This window comes from Lentilitoribacter sp. Alg239-R112 (assembly GCF_900537175.1).
In the GTDB taxonomy this organism is placed as follows: Bacteria; Pseudomonadota; Alphaproteobacteria; order Rhizobiales; family Rhizobiaceae; genus Lentilitoribacter.
Genome location: NZ_LS999833.1, coordinates 2261019 through 2277212, shown reverse-complemented (window position 1 = coordinate 2277212; position 16194 = coordinate 2261019). Strand labels below are relative to the sequence as shown.

The 16194-nt window shown below is 45.5% G+C and carries 11 protein-coding genes; 7 read left to right on the top strand and 4 right to left on the bottom strand.

Going from position 1 to position 16194, the window contains the following annotated elements:
* Positions 1-59 precede the first annotated feature (59 nt).
* The 3 genes from G3W54_RS11275 to G3W54_RS11265 are packed head-to-tail and all read right to left on the bottom strand — an operon-like array spanning position 60 to position 5607.
* A complete protein-coding gene (locus G3W54_RS11275; RefSeq protein ID WP_162653140.1) occupies positions 60-2534 on the bottom strand; it encodes an FAD-dependent oxidoreductase in 2475 nt (824 codons plus the stop codon).
* A gap of 21 nt (positions 2535-2555) precedes the next feature.
* Positions 2556-5009, bottom strand: coding sequence for an FAD-dependent oxidoreductase (locus G3W54_RS11270; protein WP_162653139.1), 2454 nt, complete (start codon positions 5007-5009; stop codon positions 2556-2558).
* A gap of 16 nt (positions 5010-5025) precedes the next feature.
* Positions 5026-5607, bottom strand: a complete 582-nt coding sequence (locus G3W54_RS11265; protein WP_244627878.1) for an XRE family transcriptional regulator — start codon at positions 5605-5607, stop codon at positions 5026-5028.
* A 185-nt stretch (positions 5608-5792) separates the two neighbouring features.
* Between G3W54_RS11265 and G3W54_RS11260 the strand changes: the two genes are divergently transcribed.
* From G3W54_RS11260 to G3W54_RS11230, 7 genes are all read left to right on the top strand, one after another.
* Positions 5793-7268: a PLP-dependent aminotransferase family protein gene (locus tag G3W54_RS11260; RefSeq protein ID WP_162653138.1), complete on the top strand. Its 1476-nt coding sequence runs from the start codon at positions 5793-5795 to the stop codon at positions 7266-7268.
* Between the two features lie 221 nt (positions 7269-7489).
* Positions 7490-8491: an ABC transporter substrate-binding protein gene (locus tag G3W54_RS11255; RefSeq protein WP_174244225.1), complete on the top strand. Its 1002-nt coding sequence runs from the start codon at positions 7490-7492 to the stop codon at positions 8489-8491.
* A gap of 79 nt (positions 8492-8570) precedes the next feature.
* Positions 8571-9374: an ABC transporter ATP-binding protein gene (locus G3W54_RS11250; protein ID WP_162653137.1), complete on the top strand. Its 804-nt coding sequence runs from the start codon at positions 8571-8573 to the stop codon at positions 9372-9374.
* Positions 9374-10705 (top strand): ABC transporter permease, encoded by a 1332-nt coding sequence (locus tag G3W54_RS11245; protein WP_162653136.1) that lies wholly within the window; start codon positions 9374-9376, stop codon positions 10703-10705. The genes G3W54_RS11250 and G3W54_RS11245 overlap by 1 nt, the downstream gene beginning before the upstream one ends.
* Positions 10706-10977: 272 nt before the next feature.
* The gene (locus tag G3W54_RS11240) at positions 10978-13833 is read left to right on the top strand and encodes a molybdopterin oxidoreductase family protein (RefSeq protein ID WP_256366939.1); all 2856 of its coding nucleotides are present in this window, start codon (positions 10978-10980) and stop codon (positions 13831-13833) included.
* Positions 13830-14582, top strand: coding sequence for a 4Fe-4S dicluster domain-containing protein (locus tag G3W54_RS11235; protein WP_162653135.1), 753 nt, complete (start codon positions 13830-13832; stop codon positions 14580-14582). The genes G3W54_RS11240 and G3W54_RS11235 overlap by 4 nt, the downstream gene beginning before the upstream one ends.
* A gap of 3 nt (positions 14583-14585) precedes the next feature.
* On the top strand, positions 14586-15503 hold the full coding sequence (locus G3W54_RS11230; RefSeq protein ID WP_162653134.1) for a DmsC/YnfH family molybdoenzyme membrane anchor subunit: 918 nt from the start codon (positions 14586-14588) through the stop codon (positions 15501-15503).
* 28 nt (positions 15504-15531) lie between these two features.
* Here the strand turns inward: G3W54_RS11230 and G3W54_RS11225 are convergent, their stop codons facing one another.
* Complete coding sequence (locus tag G3W54_RS11225) at positions 15532-16194, bottom strand: class I SAM-dependent methyltransferase (protein WP_162653133.1); 663 nt, start codon at positions 16192-16194, stop codon at positions 15532-15534.

Below are 16194 nucleotides of genomic sequence, written 5' to 3'. Positions count from 1 at the left end.
CCCAGGTAATAAATATTGCATTTTTTAGATTTATAAGGCTCAGCATCAAATAAATACTCTCATATGTTGCTTTTTGTTTGGCTGTTACTCAAGTCATCCTTCACACGCTCTGATTTCGGATCATAAAGTGGCTTGATAGATGCTTCTGCCTTTACTTTCGTGCCAGCAACGTCAATTTCATAATTTGATGCGAGCATTTCAGCCACTTTTTCACCTTTACAAGGTATATATCCCATACCAACGGCAGCACCGAGTGTGTGTCCATATGCGCCGGATGTCAGATGGCCCACAACCTCACCATCGCGTAGGATCGGCTCATTGTGATAAAGAAGTGGTTCTGGATCGAGTAATTTGAAAGACATCATTCTGTTGTCTAGGCCGGATTCTCTTTTTGAGAGAACTGCCTCTCGACCTATGAAATTTGGTTTGTCAGTTTTAACTGCAAAGCCAAGGCCTGCTTCCAAGATATGGTCTTCTGACGTAATGTCATGGCCAAAGTGACGGTAGCCTTTTTCTATCCGGCATGAATCCATCATATGAAGTCCACAAAGTTTTAAATCTAGATCTTGTCCAGCGTTGTGCAGTGTCTCAAAAACGTGGGTTGCCTGATCATTGGAAACATATATTTCCCAGCCAAGTTCACCAACATAAGTCACGCGGTTTACACGCGCATGGCCCATACCAATTTCGATATTTTGAGACGTGCCAAATGGATTTACTTGGTTAGAGAAATCATTTGGAGAAACCATTTGAAGAAGTTTACGAGAATTTGGTCCCATAACAGCAAGAACAGATTCTGCAGATGTCATATCAATGATAACGACGTTGAAATTGCCTTTATGGCGCTCCATCCACGTTTGGTCAGCAAGGCGTGTTGCCGCAGGAGTAACGACAACAAAGGAGTTCTCTGAGAGTCTTGTGGCGGTAACATCTGCTTCAATACCGCCTTTATTGTTGAGGAATTGGGTGTAGACCAATTTGCCGATAGGTACCGACATGTTGTTTCCGCAGATGTAGTTTAAAAAGTTTTCAGCATCCGGTCCCTCTACGCGAATTTTTCCAAATGATGTCATGTCATACATGCCGACATTTGTACGGATTGCTTCGTGTTCGCGGGCAGAATTTTCAAACCAGTTTGGGCGTTTCCAACTATATTCGTATTCAGCCTTCTGACCTTTATCAGCAAACCAGTTTGCGCGTTCCCATCCGGCAAATTCGCCAAAGACTGCACCTTGTTCTTGTAAGTGGTAGTGCAAGGGGCTTTTTCGGATGCCACGTGCGGTTGCTTTTTGGCGGAATGGATAGTGATCTGCGTATAGCAGACCAAGTGTTTCCTTAGAGCGCTCATAAAGATAGGTTTTATTGCCTTGGAACGGCTGCATACGGGAGATGTCTACATCGCCAAGATCAAATGGTTTTTCGCCTGTATCCATCCATGCGGCGAGTGCCATGCCTGCTCCACCAGCGGATTGAATCCCGATTGAGTTGAAACCTGCTGCCACCCAAAAGTTATCACATTCAGGAGCTAAACCTAAATGATAGGAATCATCTGGCGTAAAGCTTTCTGGGCCGTTGAAAAATGTATGAATACCGGCTTCTGCCAATAGTGGTAAGCGATTAACAGCCTGTTCCAAAATAGGCTCGAAGTGATCGAAATCCTCTGGGAGTTGATCAAATTCGAAGTCGTCGGGAATGCCATCCATACCCCAGGGTTTTGCGTTTGGTTCAAAGGCACCTAACAGCAATTTGCCTGCATCTTCCTTGTAGTATGCACATTCGTCTGGAACGCGGAGGACGGGTAGTTGTTTTAGGCCGGTAATGTTTTCTGTAACAATATAAAAATGTTCGCAGGCATGAAGCGGAACATTCACTCCGGCCATTTTGCCAACTTCATGACCCCACATGCCTGCGCAATTAACGACGTGCTCGGCTTCAATGAGGCCTGTTTCTTTTTCCGTTTCCCAGGCAACGCCAGTGACACGTTTTCTGTCTTTTTTAAAGGATGTGACTTTCACATTTTCTTTGATTAAAGCGCCTTTAAGTCGAGCTCCTTTTGCGAGTGCAAGTGCGATGTTTGCAGGATCGCCTTGTCCATCTTTTGGTAGATAAACACCAGCTAGAACATCATCAACATTGAGGTGTTCATAACGTTCTTTCACCTCATTGGGTGTAATTTCTTCAACTTCGACACCAAAGGCGCGCGCCATTGCTGCTTGGCGAAATATCTCTTCTTTGCGATCCTCAGTCAGAGCAACAGTGATAGAGCCACAGCGCCGAAAACCTGTTGCAACGTCTGTTTCTTCTTCCAGCGATCCATAAAGTTCCTGACTGTATTTGGCCAGTTTTGTCGTGTTGATTGATGCGCGTAGTTGCGCAATTAGACCAGCAGCATGCCATGTTGTGCCGGATGTGAGTTGCTTACGCTCAAGCAACACAATATCTTTCCAACCAAGTTTGGCCAGGTGATAGGCAACGGAACAACCGATAACACCGCCGCCGACAATTACAACGCGGGCTTTTTTAGGTAGGCTCATAACAATTCTCCCCGTTCAAGCTTAGGCCCGAATTCTTTCGTTATTGGCATCCCAAAGTGGCAAATCTTCTTGAACAATCGCTTTGCAGCGCTCCCCAAAAATCTCAACTTCCAGCTCAGTTCCGGGTGCAGTAAAATCAATTCGGACAACGCCTAGCGCGATAGACTTGTTCACGCGATATCCCCAGTTGCCCGATGTTGTTTCGCCAACAACTTCGTTGCCATGCCAAACTGTTGACATGTAAGGTGCATCGCAATCGCCAGCTTCAACAATCAAAGTCACAAAACCTTTTTGGGAACCCTGTTGTTTTTCAGCTTGAAGGGCAGCTTTGCCCGGGAAATCTTGTGCTTTATCCAGCCGTACGAAACGTTCAATGCCGCCCTCGAGTAACGTATAGTCTGTTAAGAGGTCACCTTTCCAAGTTCGGTAACCTTTCTCAATACGCATAGAATCGAGTGCAAACATGCCAAACGGTTCAGCACCTGCATCGCGGATAGCTGTGTAAACTGTTGCATTATCTTCAAACAGCGAGTGGACTTCCCAACCTAGTTCGCCAGCAAATGAGATGCGAAGAAGTTTCACAGATTTACCAGCTATTTCGCTATCTTGAATAGTTAGCCAGCCTGTCGTGAGGTCGGCATCAGGTGTTAGTTTAGCGATGACATCGCGTGACTTTGGGCCTGTTACCAGATTAACTGACCATTTGTCCGTTATATCGGTTAGCTCGATTGAACCATCTGCAGGTAATGATTTTGATAAGAATTCGAAATCATGCCATTGAGCAATGGCAGCCGTCATGAGCCAGAAATCATCTTCGCCCCAGCGGATGATTGTGACTTCTGTGACAATGCGGCCTTGGGTGTCAGAGAAGTAACCAAGGTTCATGCGGCCAGTTTTTGGTAAGGCACCTGCAACTTGGTTGCGGAGCCATTCAGCCGCACCGTCACCTTTTAATGCATAACGAGAAAAGCCCGGCATATCGAGTATGCCGACATTATCGCGTACATTTTCAACTTCTTCTTTTACACGATTTGTCCAAGAGCCTTGGCGTGTCCAAGTTTCAGTTCCTTCTTCGGATGTGTCATCGCCATCTTTGGCAAACCAGTTGGCACGCTCCCAACCGTTATAGGCGCCCATTTGGCCGCCATCAGCAAGAAGACGTTGATGGTTTGGTGAAAGCTTTTTATCACGAGCAGCAGGCCATTCATGGTGCGGAAAATGCATTGCATATTCGTGGCCGTAAGTTTCCATGGCCTTTTTGTTGCAATAGTCTTGATCAGCATACTCGGTGAAACGACGCGGATCAACCGCCCACATGTCCCACTCAGTTTCGCCTTCGGTGATCCATTCCGCCATAACTTTGCCTGCGCCACCAGCCTGGGCAATGCCGAATGTGAATGAGTGTGCTTCAAATGCATTCTTCACACCCGGCATTGGACCCAATAGAGGAAGACCGTCAGGTGAATAGGGGATTGGGCCGTTGATAACCCGTTCTACGCCTTGTGTGCCAAGGATGGGTACGCGCTCCATTGCGTCTTCTATGTAATATTCTAGACGATCAAGATCATCAGGATAAAGCTGGAATGAGAAATCATCAGGCATTGGATCGTCCGGTGTGATCCAGTGTGCCTTACAATTGCGCTCGTAAGGTCCAAGGTTTAAACCATGCTTATCCTGCCGAAGATAATATGATGTATCCACATCGCGGATCATTGGCATTTTTTTGCCATTTTCTTTCGTCCAAGCTTCCAGCTCCGGAATTTCACTTGTGAGGAAATATTGATGGCTCATAACGGTTAGCGGCACATGACGCCCACCATATGGTTTGAACCATTCTCCAACGCGTTGCGCATAATAACCGGCAGCATTGACGACGAATTCACAACGAATATCACCTTTATCAGTGTGAACAATCCACTCGTCTCCATCCCGTGATACATTGGTAACTGGAGTGAAACGGATGATGTTTTGCCCCGTTTCGCGGGCACCTTTTGCAAGGGCTTGTGTTAACTGTGCCGGGTCAATATCGCCATCAAGCGGATCCCAAAGACCACCCGCAAGGTCGTGCGTTTCCATGAATGGGCAAAATTCGAGCATGTCTTGCGGTGTGCAAATATCCATCTGCAAACCCTGATAGCGTCCCATGCTGGCGACGCGCTCAAATTCCATCATACGATTTTTTGTATGTGCTAAGCGTAATGCGCCAGTCACATTGTAGTTCATTGGATAATCGACTTCATCCGCTAGTCCACGATACATCTCCAAACCATAACGCTGCATGTGCATAACAGCCCATGAGCCGGCAAAATTCGGGCAGTTACCTGCAGCATGCCATGTGGAGCCGGCAGTTAACTCGTTCTTTTCCAGAAGAATACAATCGGTCCATCCGGCTTTACCAAGATGATATAGGGTTGAGACACCGATCGCGCCGCCGCCGATAATGACCACTCTTGCTGTTGTTGGAAAATCTGACATTCTGTCCTCTATTGCTTTAATATATCGATGGGGAGACAACCCAGAATGCGATGGTTGTCGTTTCTGTTGGGTTTTCCCACCTGTATTTTTCGTTTTGAAATTGGAAGCTATCGCCCTCAAATAGTTCAAATTTCTTATCATTCACCCAAAGATTAAGTCGCCCTTTAATAATATAGCCGCCTTCTTGGGTGGGGCGCGCATTGATCCAATCACTCTTTGCTCCGCCTTCAAATTCTGATCGCAACATTTCAAAGTCTGCGGAAAGGTGAGGGGACAAAAGTTCCTCCACAAGCCCGCTCATACGTGAGCCAAGCGTGCCGCGTGTTGACTTACGAACGATAAAACCTTGCTCACCTTCTGCTGCCTGCTCATTCCTGAAGAAGAAGCTAAGTGGCATATCAAAATATGTAGCGATATTGCGGAGGTCAGAAATTGCAGGTTCCGTTTGCCCGCGTTCAATTTGACTAAGCCAGCCAGTCGAACGCCCAAGCTCTGCTGCAAGCTGTATAAGGCGTATATCGCGCGACTTTCTTAGTGCTCTGATATCGGCGCCAACGGTGTTCTCTTTGCTATCTAAAACCAGATCTGAATGTTCCAATGGAAAACCTATAAATGAAATTTGTTATAATAATTTCATTTTTCTGTATTTTTTGCAAGAAAATTATTGAAAATACTAGCTCTTAGTGAAATTTTTTCACAGAACTTGATTTTTTAGATCCAATGAAACTTGCATGTAGTGCCAGAATGCCTTTATGTTTAACCCAGAAGAGGTGAGGAGTGCTTATGCGCTATAGTTTATTTCAGGTCGAACGAGAGAAGCCAAAATCGTTGCAAACACAAATTCGTGAGATGCTTGTATCGGCAATGTTGGCTGGACAGTTGCCCGCGGATGCGCCAGTTCCATCAACACGTGTGATGGCTAAACGGTTAAAGGTTTCACGCAATACAGTGATGCTCGCCTATCAGGCGCTGACTGCAGATGGGTATTTAGTATCGCGTGAAAGGTCTGGGTTTTATGTCTCCCCAGATGTTCGGAGAGACCTCTTCGAGAGTCAGGCTAAGGATGCCGAGGAAATAAGGTATTCAGAAAATGCAGTGGATTGGCAAAAGAAATTGCGCTTAAAGCCTTCCGAACAGATCAACATTGTTAAACCAACTGACTGGAGTAAGTACCCCTATCCATTCATTTACGGCCAAGTTGATCCAAAGTTGTTTCCTATTAGTGCGTGGCGTGACTGTATACGCCAATCTCTCAGTTTGAAATGGTTAGACGCCTGGACTGATGATCGCTTTAACGCAGATGACCCGATGCTTGTCGAGCAAATTCAACAACGTGTTTTAACCCGGCGTGGTATCATGGCAAATCGCGATGAAATCCTTGTAACAATGGGTGCGCAGAATGCATTGTTTCTAATGGCTCATCTTTTAGTACGTCAAAATACGAATGTTTCAGTTGAGGATCCAGGTTATCCAGATATCAGAAACATGTTTCAGTTACGGACAGATAATGTGCAGCATGTACCTGTCGACGAAGAGGGTATATGTGTCGATCAGTTGAGCGAAAGTGAACTTGTTTTTGTAACGCCCAGTCATCAATATCCAACCAATGCTACAATGAGCCCTGCGAGGCGGCAGCAAATTTTGGACTGGGCGAACAAGAATGATTCACTCATAATCGAAGACGATTATGAGTATGAAACCAATTTTAGATCTGATCCGGTGCCGGCGCTTAAGTCATTAGACCGTAGTGGCAGGGTTCTTTACATCGGATCTTTATCTAAATCTTTGATGCCGGGTTTGCGGGTTGGGTTTATTGTTGCGCCTGCTGAACTTGTTCAAGAGTTGCGGGCTATGCGTCGCCTTATGTTGCGCCATCCGCCTGGCAATAATCAGCGCGTGGTCGCTCTGTTTTTGTCATTGGGTATTCATAACACTTTGATTAATAAACTTAGCCAGACATATCAACGCAGGTCTGAAACACTCAGCCTTGCTTTGGCTAACCGATTTCATGGTTGGTATGATGTGCCAGATTTTGGCGGCAGTTCATTTTGGGTGAGAGGGCCAGATGAACTAGATGTTGGAGAATTGGCAGTAAGAGCACAGGAGAAGGGTGTTTTGATTGAGCCGGGTGATGTCTTTTTTTCCAAGCCAGAGGAGAATAGAAACTATTTTCGGCTTGGTTTCTCTTCTATCTCGGAAGCTAATATTGAACCGGGAATTGAGTTGCTTGCTCAATGTGCAAGCGAAATTCTTGACTAGGCGATCTATACTTTGCTTGACTGGCGAAATAGTTCACATCGTTTATTCAATTTGCAACTGGCTCATGCAACCCTTACGTCTGGACCTACTCGCAATTTATTGATTGCTTCTAATAGATAATTGTTATTAAATTAGACTCAAAGTTCAAAACAAAATGTTTAAACATCAAATAATAATAAGAACTTGGACCTAAAAATTGTAAACAAACGGGAGAATACCAAATGAAATTTAACAAAGTAACAGGAGTAGTGGCAGGTGGTGTAATGGCCCTTATGGCTAGTGTTGCACCTTCGCAGGCACTCGATGAACTTGTTGTTGCATACTTTTTGGAATGGCCAACACCAAACCAGTTTGCACAAGCAAATGAACTTTATGCTAAAGAATTAGGTATTCCAGTTAAATGGGTGTCTTTCGATGCTGGTACTGCAATGTCAGCTGCGATGGCATCAGGTGATGTGCATATTTCGTTCTCACAAGGTGTGACACCGTTCTTGGTGGCTACTGCTGCAGGTCAAGATTTACAAGTTGTCGATATCGCCGTTTCATATTCTGATAATGATAATTGTGTTGTTCGTTCAGAACTTGAAATTACCAAGGATAATGTTGCTGAACTAAAAGGCAAAAAAGTTGCCGTTCCACTAGGAACTGCGGCACATTCTGGTTTCTTGGCTCAAATTGCACATTTTGGTCTTGCTGAATCTGATCTAGAAATCGTGGACATGTCTCCGTCAGACTCCGCTGCTGCATTTGCGCAGCCAAACACAGACCTAGCAATGGCTTGCGGCTGGGGTGGTTCTCTTCGTGCAATGAAGCAACACGGTAATGCAATCATTGAAGGTGCGGAAAAAGAAGCTGTTGTTGGTAAAGTTTTCGACGTGACATCTGTTCCAACGGCATTTGCTGAAGAAAATGCCGATGTTTTGACAAAATTCTTGGCTGTAACTGCTAAGATGAATGCGGATTATGCTGCAGATTCGGCTCCTATGATGGAAGCTATTGGTAAAGCTGCCGGTATGGATGCTGAAGGTACAGCTGCCGTGATTGGTACATTTGTATTCCCATCTGTTGAGACGCAGCTTTCTGATGAATGGCTTGGTGGCGGTGTTGCTGAATACCTAACGAATGCAGCAGCTAAGCTTGAAGAAGGTGGTAAGATTACTGCGCTTCCTGATTATTCAGCTGTGGTAAATGCAAGCTACCTCGAAGCTGCTTCAAAAATGTAATCCAATTTGGGATTATGCATTTGCGTGGCGTTGAAATTAACGCCGCGCACCCCTTTTCTCAAGTTCGGAGGTGGCACCAGTGTCTGGTTTGATCATCAACGATGTTTCAATGACGTTCTCGCTGCCTGATGGCGGCTCGGTAGAAGCGCTTAAGAACATCAATCTAAATATTAAAGAAGGCGAGCTCATGTCTGTGCTCGGCCCGTCTGGTTGTGGTAAGACAACACTTTTAAACATTCTTGCAGGTTTTCTTGCACCGACTGCTGGTGAAATCTCACTAGGTAAAGATCGTGTTGTCGGACCCAGCTCTGAGCGCGGAATGGTCTTTCAGAAGGGGGCATTGTTTGAATGGATGAATGTCTCTGACAATATTGGGTTTGGCCCGCGCATGGCTGGTCGACCAGCGGCTGAGACCAAAGTTAAGATTGAAGAATTATTGGAGATTGTTGGTCTTCAAGACTTTAGTCAAAAAATGATCTATGAATTGTCCGGCGGTATGCAACAGCGAGTTGCGCTTGCTAGATGTTTGGCCAATGATCCTGATGTTGTATTGATGGATGAACCGCTAGGTGCACTTGATGCGCTTACGCGTGAGAAGATGCAAAGCCTTGTGCTTGATCTTTGGAAAAAAACAGGCAAGACAATCATTCTTATTACGCACTCGGTAGAGGAAGCACTGCTTCTTGGTGAACGTTTGTTAGTTATGGCGCCACGCCCGGGCCGTGTGCATAAAGAATATCAATTACCATTTGCTGAAATGGGCGTTGGTGCAGATTTGCGTGAAGTGAAGCGACATCCTGATTTTGGTAAAACACGCGATGAAATCCTGAACATGATTTGGGATATGGAAGAAGAAATCATGGGCCGGACGGAGAGTGCATAATGTTGGGAGAAATTTTTGATCTAATCGCTACAACACTTTGGATGATCGTCGGCATAGCTGTGATCTTTGGGATTTATTTAGCTGTTTCTGCTGGTTGTAGTTATGTCCATCGATTATATGGTCGAGGTAAGGAAAAGGCGACCGGTTATACAAGCCTTAAAACGGTTACTTTTGGGGACGAGAGCGCTGTAACTGCCAACCGCGTTGCTTCAGTTGCTGCGGTTGTTACTATTTTTGTTCTATGGGGCATTGCTACTGGCAGTAAGTTAATTCCGTTCACAATATTGCCTCCACCATTTGTGGGCGAATCGTCGTTCACATATACTGCAACAAATGCGGCTGGTGAAACCGCGGATGGGACGGTTTATATAACTGTTGTTGCGCAAGGGGATACGGAAACAAAAACTCAGGACATTACAAATAGCGCAACGGGTTTTGCTAAGGATGATGTTTTACTTATTTCAGAGCGTCGATCAAAAATTCTGAAAGCTCAGAATAATGATGATGGTGGCAAAGAAGAAGGATATCGCGTTACCGCGATTGATGGCGTATCTGTTTCACCAAACCAGGTTGTTCCGTTTGCTGATGGTGAAATCTTAATGACCGCCAAGGGTTCTTTGCAAGTTCGTCCTGAAACAGGCTTAACTATGGAGGCACTCTACTTACCTCCACCTGAGAAAGTTTGGAGCCGTTTTGTTGAGCTCGCTAAAGAAGGGTATCAAGGCGTTGGTCTTTGGGAGAACCTTTTCTGGTCATTGATCCGTGTTGTTCTCGGCTTCTCTCTAGGTTGTCTGTTTGGTATTCCACTTGGGTTTGCAATGGGCCTTAGTTCATGGTTCCGTGGTTGGTTTGATCCGATCGTTGAGTTTATGCGTCCTGTTCCGCCGCTTGCGTTAATTCCCTTGATCATCATTTGGTTCGGTATTGGTGAGCAAGGCAAGATTAGTCTGTTATTCTTGGCAGCGCTGTGGATTATGACAATTGCAGCCCGTGCCGGTGTTTCCGGTGTGAATATCTCTAAGGTTCATGCTGCCTATTCACTGGGAGCCACTAAGACACAGCTGCTTACAAAGGTTATCTTGCCAAACTCCTTACCGGAGATCTTTACTGGCGCGCGTGTTGCTATGGGCGTTTGTTGGGGCACAGTTGTTGCTGCTGAGTTGGTTGCCGCTGAAAAAGGTGCAGGTAAGATGATTATTGCTGCATCGAAATTTCAGCTAACAGATATTGTTATCGTGGGTATCATCCTGATTGGCGTAATTGGCTATGGTATCGATGTGCTTATGCGCATGGCGGAAGATCGTCTGGTTCCTTGGAAAGGCAAGGGATAAGTCGAATACATTCTTTGTTAAAGAATGAGGTCGCATTTGATACGTCAGGTGCGGCCTTTTTGTTCTATTGACTGTTAAATTCTGTTCAACTGGCCCTATAAATTTGAACTCATTAACTTAGTATACAAAATACTTCTATTGCATAAAAAATGAGACTCTTTTTCTCATAAATATTGCTAACAGTGCATTTTATGGCTCTGTATTAGTTGTAATTTAAGGTCATTGCTGCAATAAAGCTCGCAAATTCAGTAAATTTTTGGAGGACGTTTAAATTGGCTGAGACTTCTCATGTGATAGAAAACTCACCGCATGTGTCCGATGAGATTCGTCAAACCACGTGTTATATGTGCGCTTGCCGTTGCGGAATTAATGTTCACATTCGCGATGATGAGAATGGCGTTCCCAAGATTAGATATATCGAGGGTAACCGTGATCATCCAATTAACAAGGGTGTTTTGTGTGCGAAAGGCTCTGCAGGCATTATGCAGCATTACTCGCCAGCCAGATTATCAAAACCTTTGAAGCGTGTTGGTGAACGTGGTGAGGGCAAGTTTGAGCCAATCGAATGGGATGAGGCGCTTGAGATGGCGACTGGTTGGTTGTCTGATGTTCGCAAGAAAGACCCAAAGAAATTGGCTTTCTTTACGGGGCGTGACCAAAGTCAGAGTTTTACCGGTTGGTGGGCGCAACAGTATGGTACGCCAAACTTTGCGGCGCACGGTGGGTTCTGTTCGGTTAATATGGCCGCTGGTGGTATTTATACTTTCGGTGGCGCCTTCTGGGAATTTGGTTCGCCCGATTGGGATAAAACTGAGCTCTTTGTTATATTCGGCGTAGCTGAGGATCACGATTCCAACCCGATTAAAATCGGTTTGTCTAAGCTGAAAGAGCGTGGTGTCAAAGCAATAGCTGTGAACCCAATTCGAACTGGTTACAATGCGATTGCAGATGAATGGGTTGGCATTACACCGGGTACGGACGGTCTTTTCGTCCTATCGCTTGTGCATCAGCTTATTAAAGCTGGTAAGATCGATGTTGACTACTTAATCCGTTATACAAATGCGCCATGGCTTGTGATTGATAATCCAGATGGTAATGATCACGGCACATTTGCCCGTGATAAAGATGGCAATGCTCTGGTTCTTGATCGTAAAACAGGCAAAGCTGTTGCCTACAGTAAAAAGGGTGTAAAGCCGGATCTTCAAGGTAGTGTGTCCGTTAAGCGCGGCATCAAAGCTCGTCCAGTATTCGAGCTTTTGGCGAACAAATATTCAGACGAGAAATATGCCCCTGAAAATGTCAGCGAAGCGACTGGTGTGAGCGCAAATCAGATCGAGCGAATTGCTTCTGAAATAGCAGAAGCTGCGTTCGACAAAGAGATTGTAATTGACCAGCCTTGGACTGATATGAAGGGCGAAAAGCACGATAAAATGATTGGCCGTCCGGTGTCTTTTCATGCGATGCGGGGTATTGCTGCTCACTCAAATGGTTTTCAAACATGTCGCGCAATCCACATACTACAAATCTTGCTTGGTTCTATCGATTGCCCCGGTGGCTTTCGTTTTAAGCCTCCCTATCCGCGTCCGGTTCATGCTCAGCCTGCGCCACATGGCGGCGGTGAAGCTGGCAAGCCGCTTGCAGGACCGCAACTTGGGTTTATGCGCGGACCAGAGGGTATGTTGCTTGAAGATGATGGCATCACACCGCAACGGATTGATAAGGCATATTCTTGGGATGCGCCTATGTCATCTCACGGTTTGATGCACATGGTTATTCCTAATGCTCATGCACGCGATCCTTATGGAATTGATGTACTCTTTATGTACATGGCTAATATGGCTTGGAATTCATCTATGAATTCTAACGGTGTGATGAAAATGCTCACCGATAAAGATGAAAACGGTGAATATATTATTCCGAAGCTAATCTATTCTGATGCGTATTCTTCGGAGATGGTTGCTTATGCCGACCTGGTTTTGCCCGATACAACATACCTTGAACGTCACGACGCAATCTCGCTATTGGACCGCCCCATTAGTGAACCAGAAGCTATGTGCGACGCTATTCGTTGGCCAGTATTTGAACCAGATCGCGAAGTTCGCGGATTTCAATCTGTACTGCTCGACCTTGGCGCTCGTCTTGGTTTGCCTGGTATGACAAATGAGGACGGATCAGCTAAGTTTAAAGACTATGCAGATTACATTACAAATCACCAACGTAAGCCAGGTGTTGGTCCTTTATCAGGTTGGCGCGGTAAAGATGGTGATAAAACGGGACGCGGTGAGCCAAACCCTGATCAGATCAAACGCTATATTGAGAATGGTGGTTTTTCTGAATCTCACGTGCCGAAGGAGGCGCTATATTACAAGCATGCGAATATGGCATGGCAAAATTGGGCCGTGGAAATGGGTATGCAAGATGCACCTGTTGAAAATGTTTTTCAATTGTATCTTGAGCCAATGGCAAAATTCCAGCTTTGCGCTGCGGGCAAGATGGAGCCGAAGGCTCCTGAAAGCCATCGGAAACGCATTGAGGATTGTTTTGATCCGCTTCCAGACTGGTATGCACCATTTGAGGGTACAGGCATAGATACAGATGAATATCCGTATCATGCTCTTACTCAGCGTCCTGCTGCGATGTATCATTCTTGGGGCTCCCAAAATGCTTGGTTGCGTCAAATTCATGGCGATAACCCAATGTATATACCCGGTGAAATCTGTGACGAAGCAGGGCTTGAAGATGGTGATTGGGCTTGGATTACTTCCTATCATGGGAAGATCAAAGTACCTGTGCGTCGCATGAGTGCGGTCAATCAGAAAACTCTTTGGACATGGAATGCCATTGGCAAGCGCAAAGGTGCGTGGTCACTCTCTCCTAATTCTCCCGAGGCGACAAAAGGCTTCTTGCTAAATCATCTGATCAATGAACTTCTTCCTGCAAAAAATGATGGTTATCGCTGGTCAAATTCAGATCCAATTACGGGTCAGGCAGCTTGGTTTGATCTTCGTGTTCGTGTTGAAAAAGCAGATGCTGAACAAGCACTCAGCCAACCGCAATTTGACCAGCAACTGAATCCGGGACATGAAGCGCCAGCGGATCTTAGCTACGGTAAGGAGTGGACAAAATGACCTTACTTCCTGCAACAACAGAAAAAAAATTAGGCCTGGTTATTGACCTCGATATATGTGTCGGGTGCCATGCTTGCGCTGTGAACTGTAAAGAGTGGAACACAGGTGGCTATGGGGCTCCATTATCGGATACAGACCCCTATGGTGACAGTCCAACAGGTGCCTGGTTAAACCGTATTCACACCTTTGAAGTGACGCCAGAGGATGCGCCTGCATCAATTGTTCACTTCCCAAAATCTTGTCTGCATTGTGATGATGCACCTTGCGTTACAGTTTGCCCCACGGGTGCCAGCTATAAGCGTAGTGAAGATGGGATCGTGCTTGTAGATGAAGATATGTGTATCGGTTGTGGTCTGTGCGCGTGGTCATGTCCTTATGGCGCTCGGGAAATGGATCCGACAGAAAACGTCATGAAAAAATGTACGCTTTGTGTGGATCGTATCTACAATGAAAACCTGCCAGAGGTTGATCGAGTGCCGGCATGTGTGAAAACCTGCCCTGCAAGCGCTCGTCATTTCGGTGATTTTGCCGATCCAACTTCTGATGTGTCGAAAATGGTCGCAGATCGTGGTGGTATCAATCTGATGCCGGAGATGGAGACATCACCTGTTAATAAGTATCTGCCTCCACGCCCGAAAACACGCCCTGACGCACCAAAGACGACTGAAATGCCTGCAGCTGTTGTTGCAGATAAAGGTGTTTTGGGATGGCTCGACCGTGCATTAACATCTTTAGATAAGTTGGGATAAGTCATGCATCCAGCAATCTCCGTTATATTTTTCACTGTAATGTCTGGTGCCGGTTTTGGCTTCATGGCGATGATTGGTCTTGGTTGGCCAATGCCGCAAGGACCACTTACAGCATTTCTCATTTGTTTTCTTGCTGGTGGCTTGGCTGTCATTGGCCTTTTGTCTTCAACATTTCATTTGGGGCATCCTGAACGGGCGTGGCGAGCATTCTCGCAATGGCGTTCTTCTTGGCTATCGCGTGAAGGTGTCTTGGCTGTTGTGACGCTCATTTTATTTGGTATCTATACACTTGTTTGGATGACAACAGGCGAGCGCACTGGTGCTTTGGGTTTTGTCATTACTATTTTATCGCTGGTCACAATCTATGCCACATCAATGATCTATGCGCAGCTTAAAACTGTTCCTAGCTGGCACAGTAATCTCACGCCAGTGTGTTACGTTGCTTTTGGTATTGCTTCTGGTCTTGTGCTTGCTGCAACTTTTGGTGCTAAGCATGGTATGATGGGGAATATGGCCGCATTATTTGCGGGACTTTCTTTGATGATTGCATGGGGCGCGAAAGCTCTTTGGTGGAAGCATGCAGATGGGGTTGGCTTTTCACAAACAGGATCGGATACTGGAACGGCAACAGGCCTTGGTCATCTAGGTAAAGTGAAATTGTTTGAAAAGCCGCATTCAGGTGAAAATTATCTGACTAAAGAAATGATGCACCAAGTAGGTCGTAAGCATTCTAAAAAGTTGCGCAGAATATCCGTAATTCTGGGTTTGTTAATTCCATTCCTAATGGCAGCGCTTTCTTATCAATTTGGAGGTCATGGCCTATTTATGTTCATTGGCTTTATATCGATGATCGCCGGATTGTTTGCTGAGAGGTGGTTGTTTTTTGCTGAGGCAAAGCACGCTGTCTCACTATATTACTGATCATGTCGCACCTTAGTTGCGCCTTGCTTTAGTTACGTTGAGGCCCAATCACACAATAGGTTGTATAATCGCGGTATGGTTTTTTGAACACCATGCCGCGATTACTTTTTTGGCTGATGTGGGAAAGATACTCAAGAAGGTCAGTGCGGGGTGAAACATGAAAAAGTTTTAGCCATCCGCGTAGAATGCTCCGAAATGTCTTTGGTAATTCAGATTGTTGGCCAAAATCAACGATGTGCAAAGAACCCTTTTCAGAAAGGTGAATCAATGCTTGGTCAACGGCTTCTTTCCAATATGGCATCATCGATAAACTATACGATATAAAGATACGATCAAATTTTGTGACCCCAAATAATTCTTGAGGATTGAAATCTGTTGCATCCGCATTGGCAATCTTGATCTGGTCTTGAAGCTCGTTTTGCTTGATCAGTTTATCGGCAGATTTTAGCATTTCAATTGAGATATCTAAACCAAAATAACGGGCACGGCGGCGGGTTCCAGCTGCAACTACAAGATTACGCCCAGTACCACACCCAATCTCCAGAACTGAGCCGCCATTGGGCGGTCGTAACCCCATAATCATCTGATCACGACCTAATAGATAAAACTTTCGCGTAGCGTCATATATGTGTCTTTGTTTGCTATAAATATGATTCATCAATGATTGATGTTGCGAGCTACTTGCAAGCAT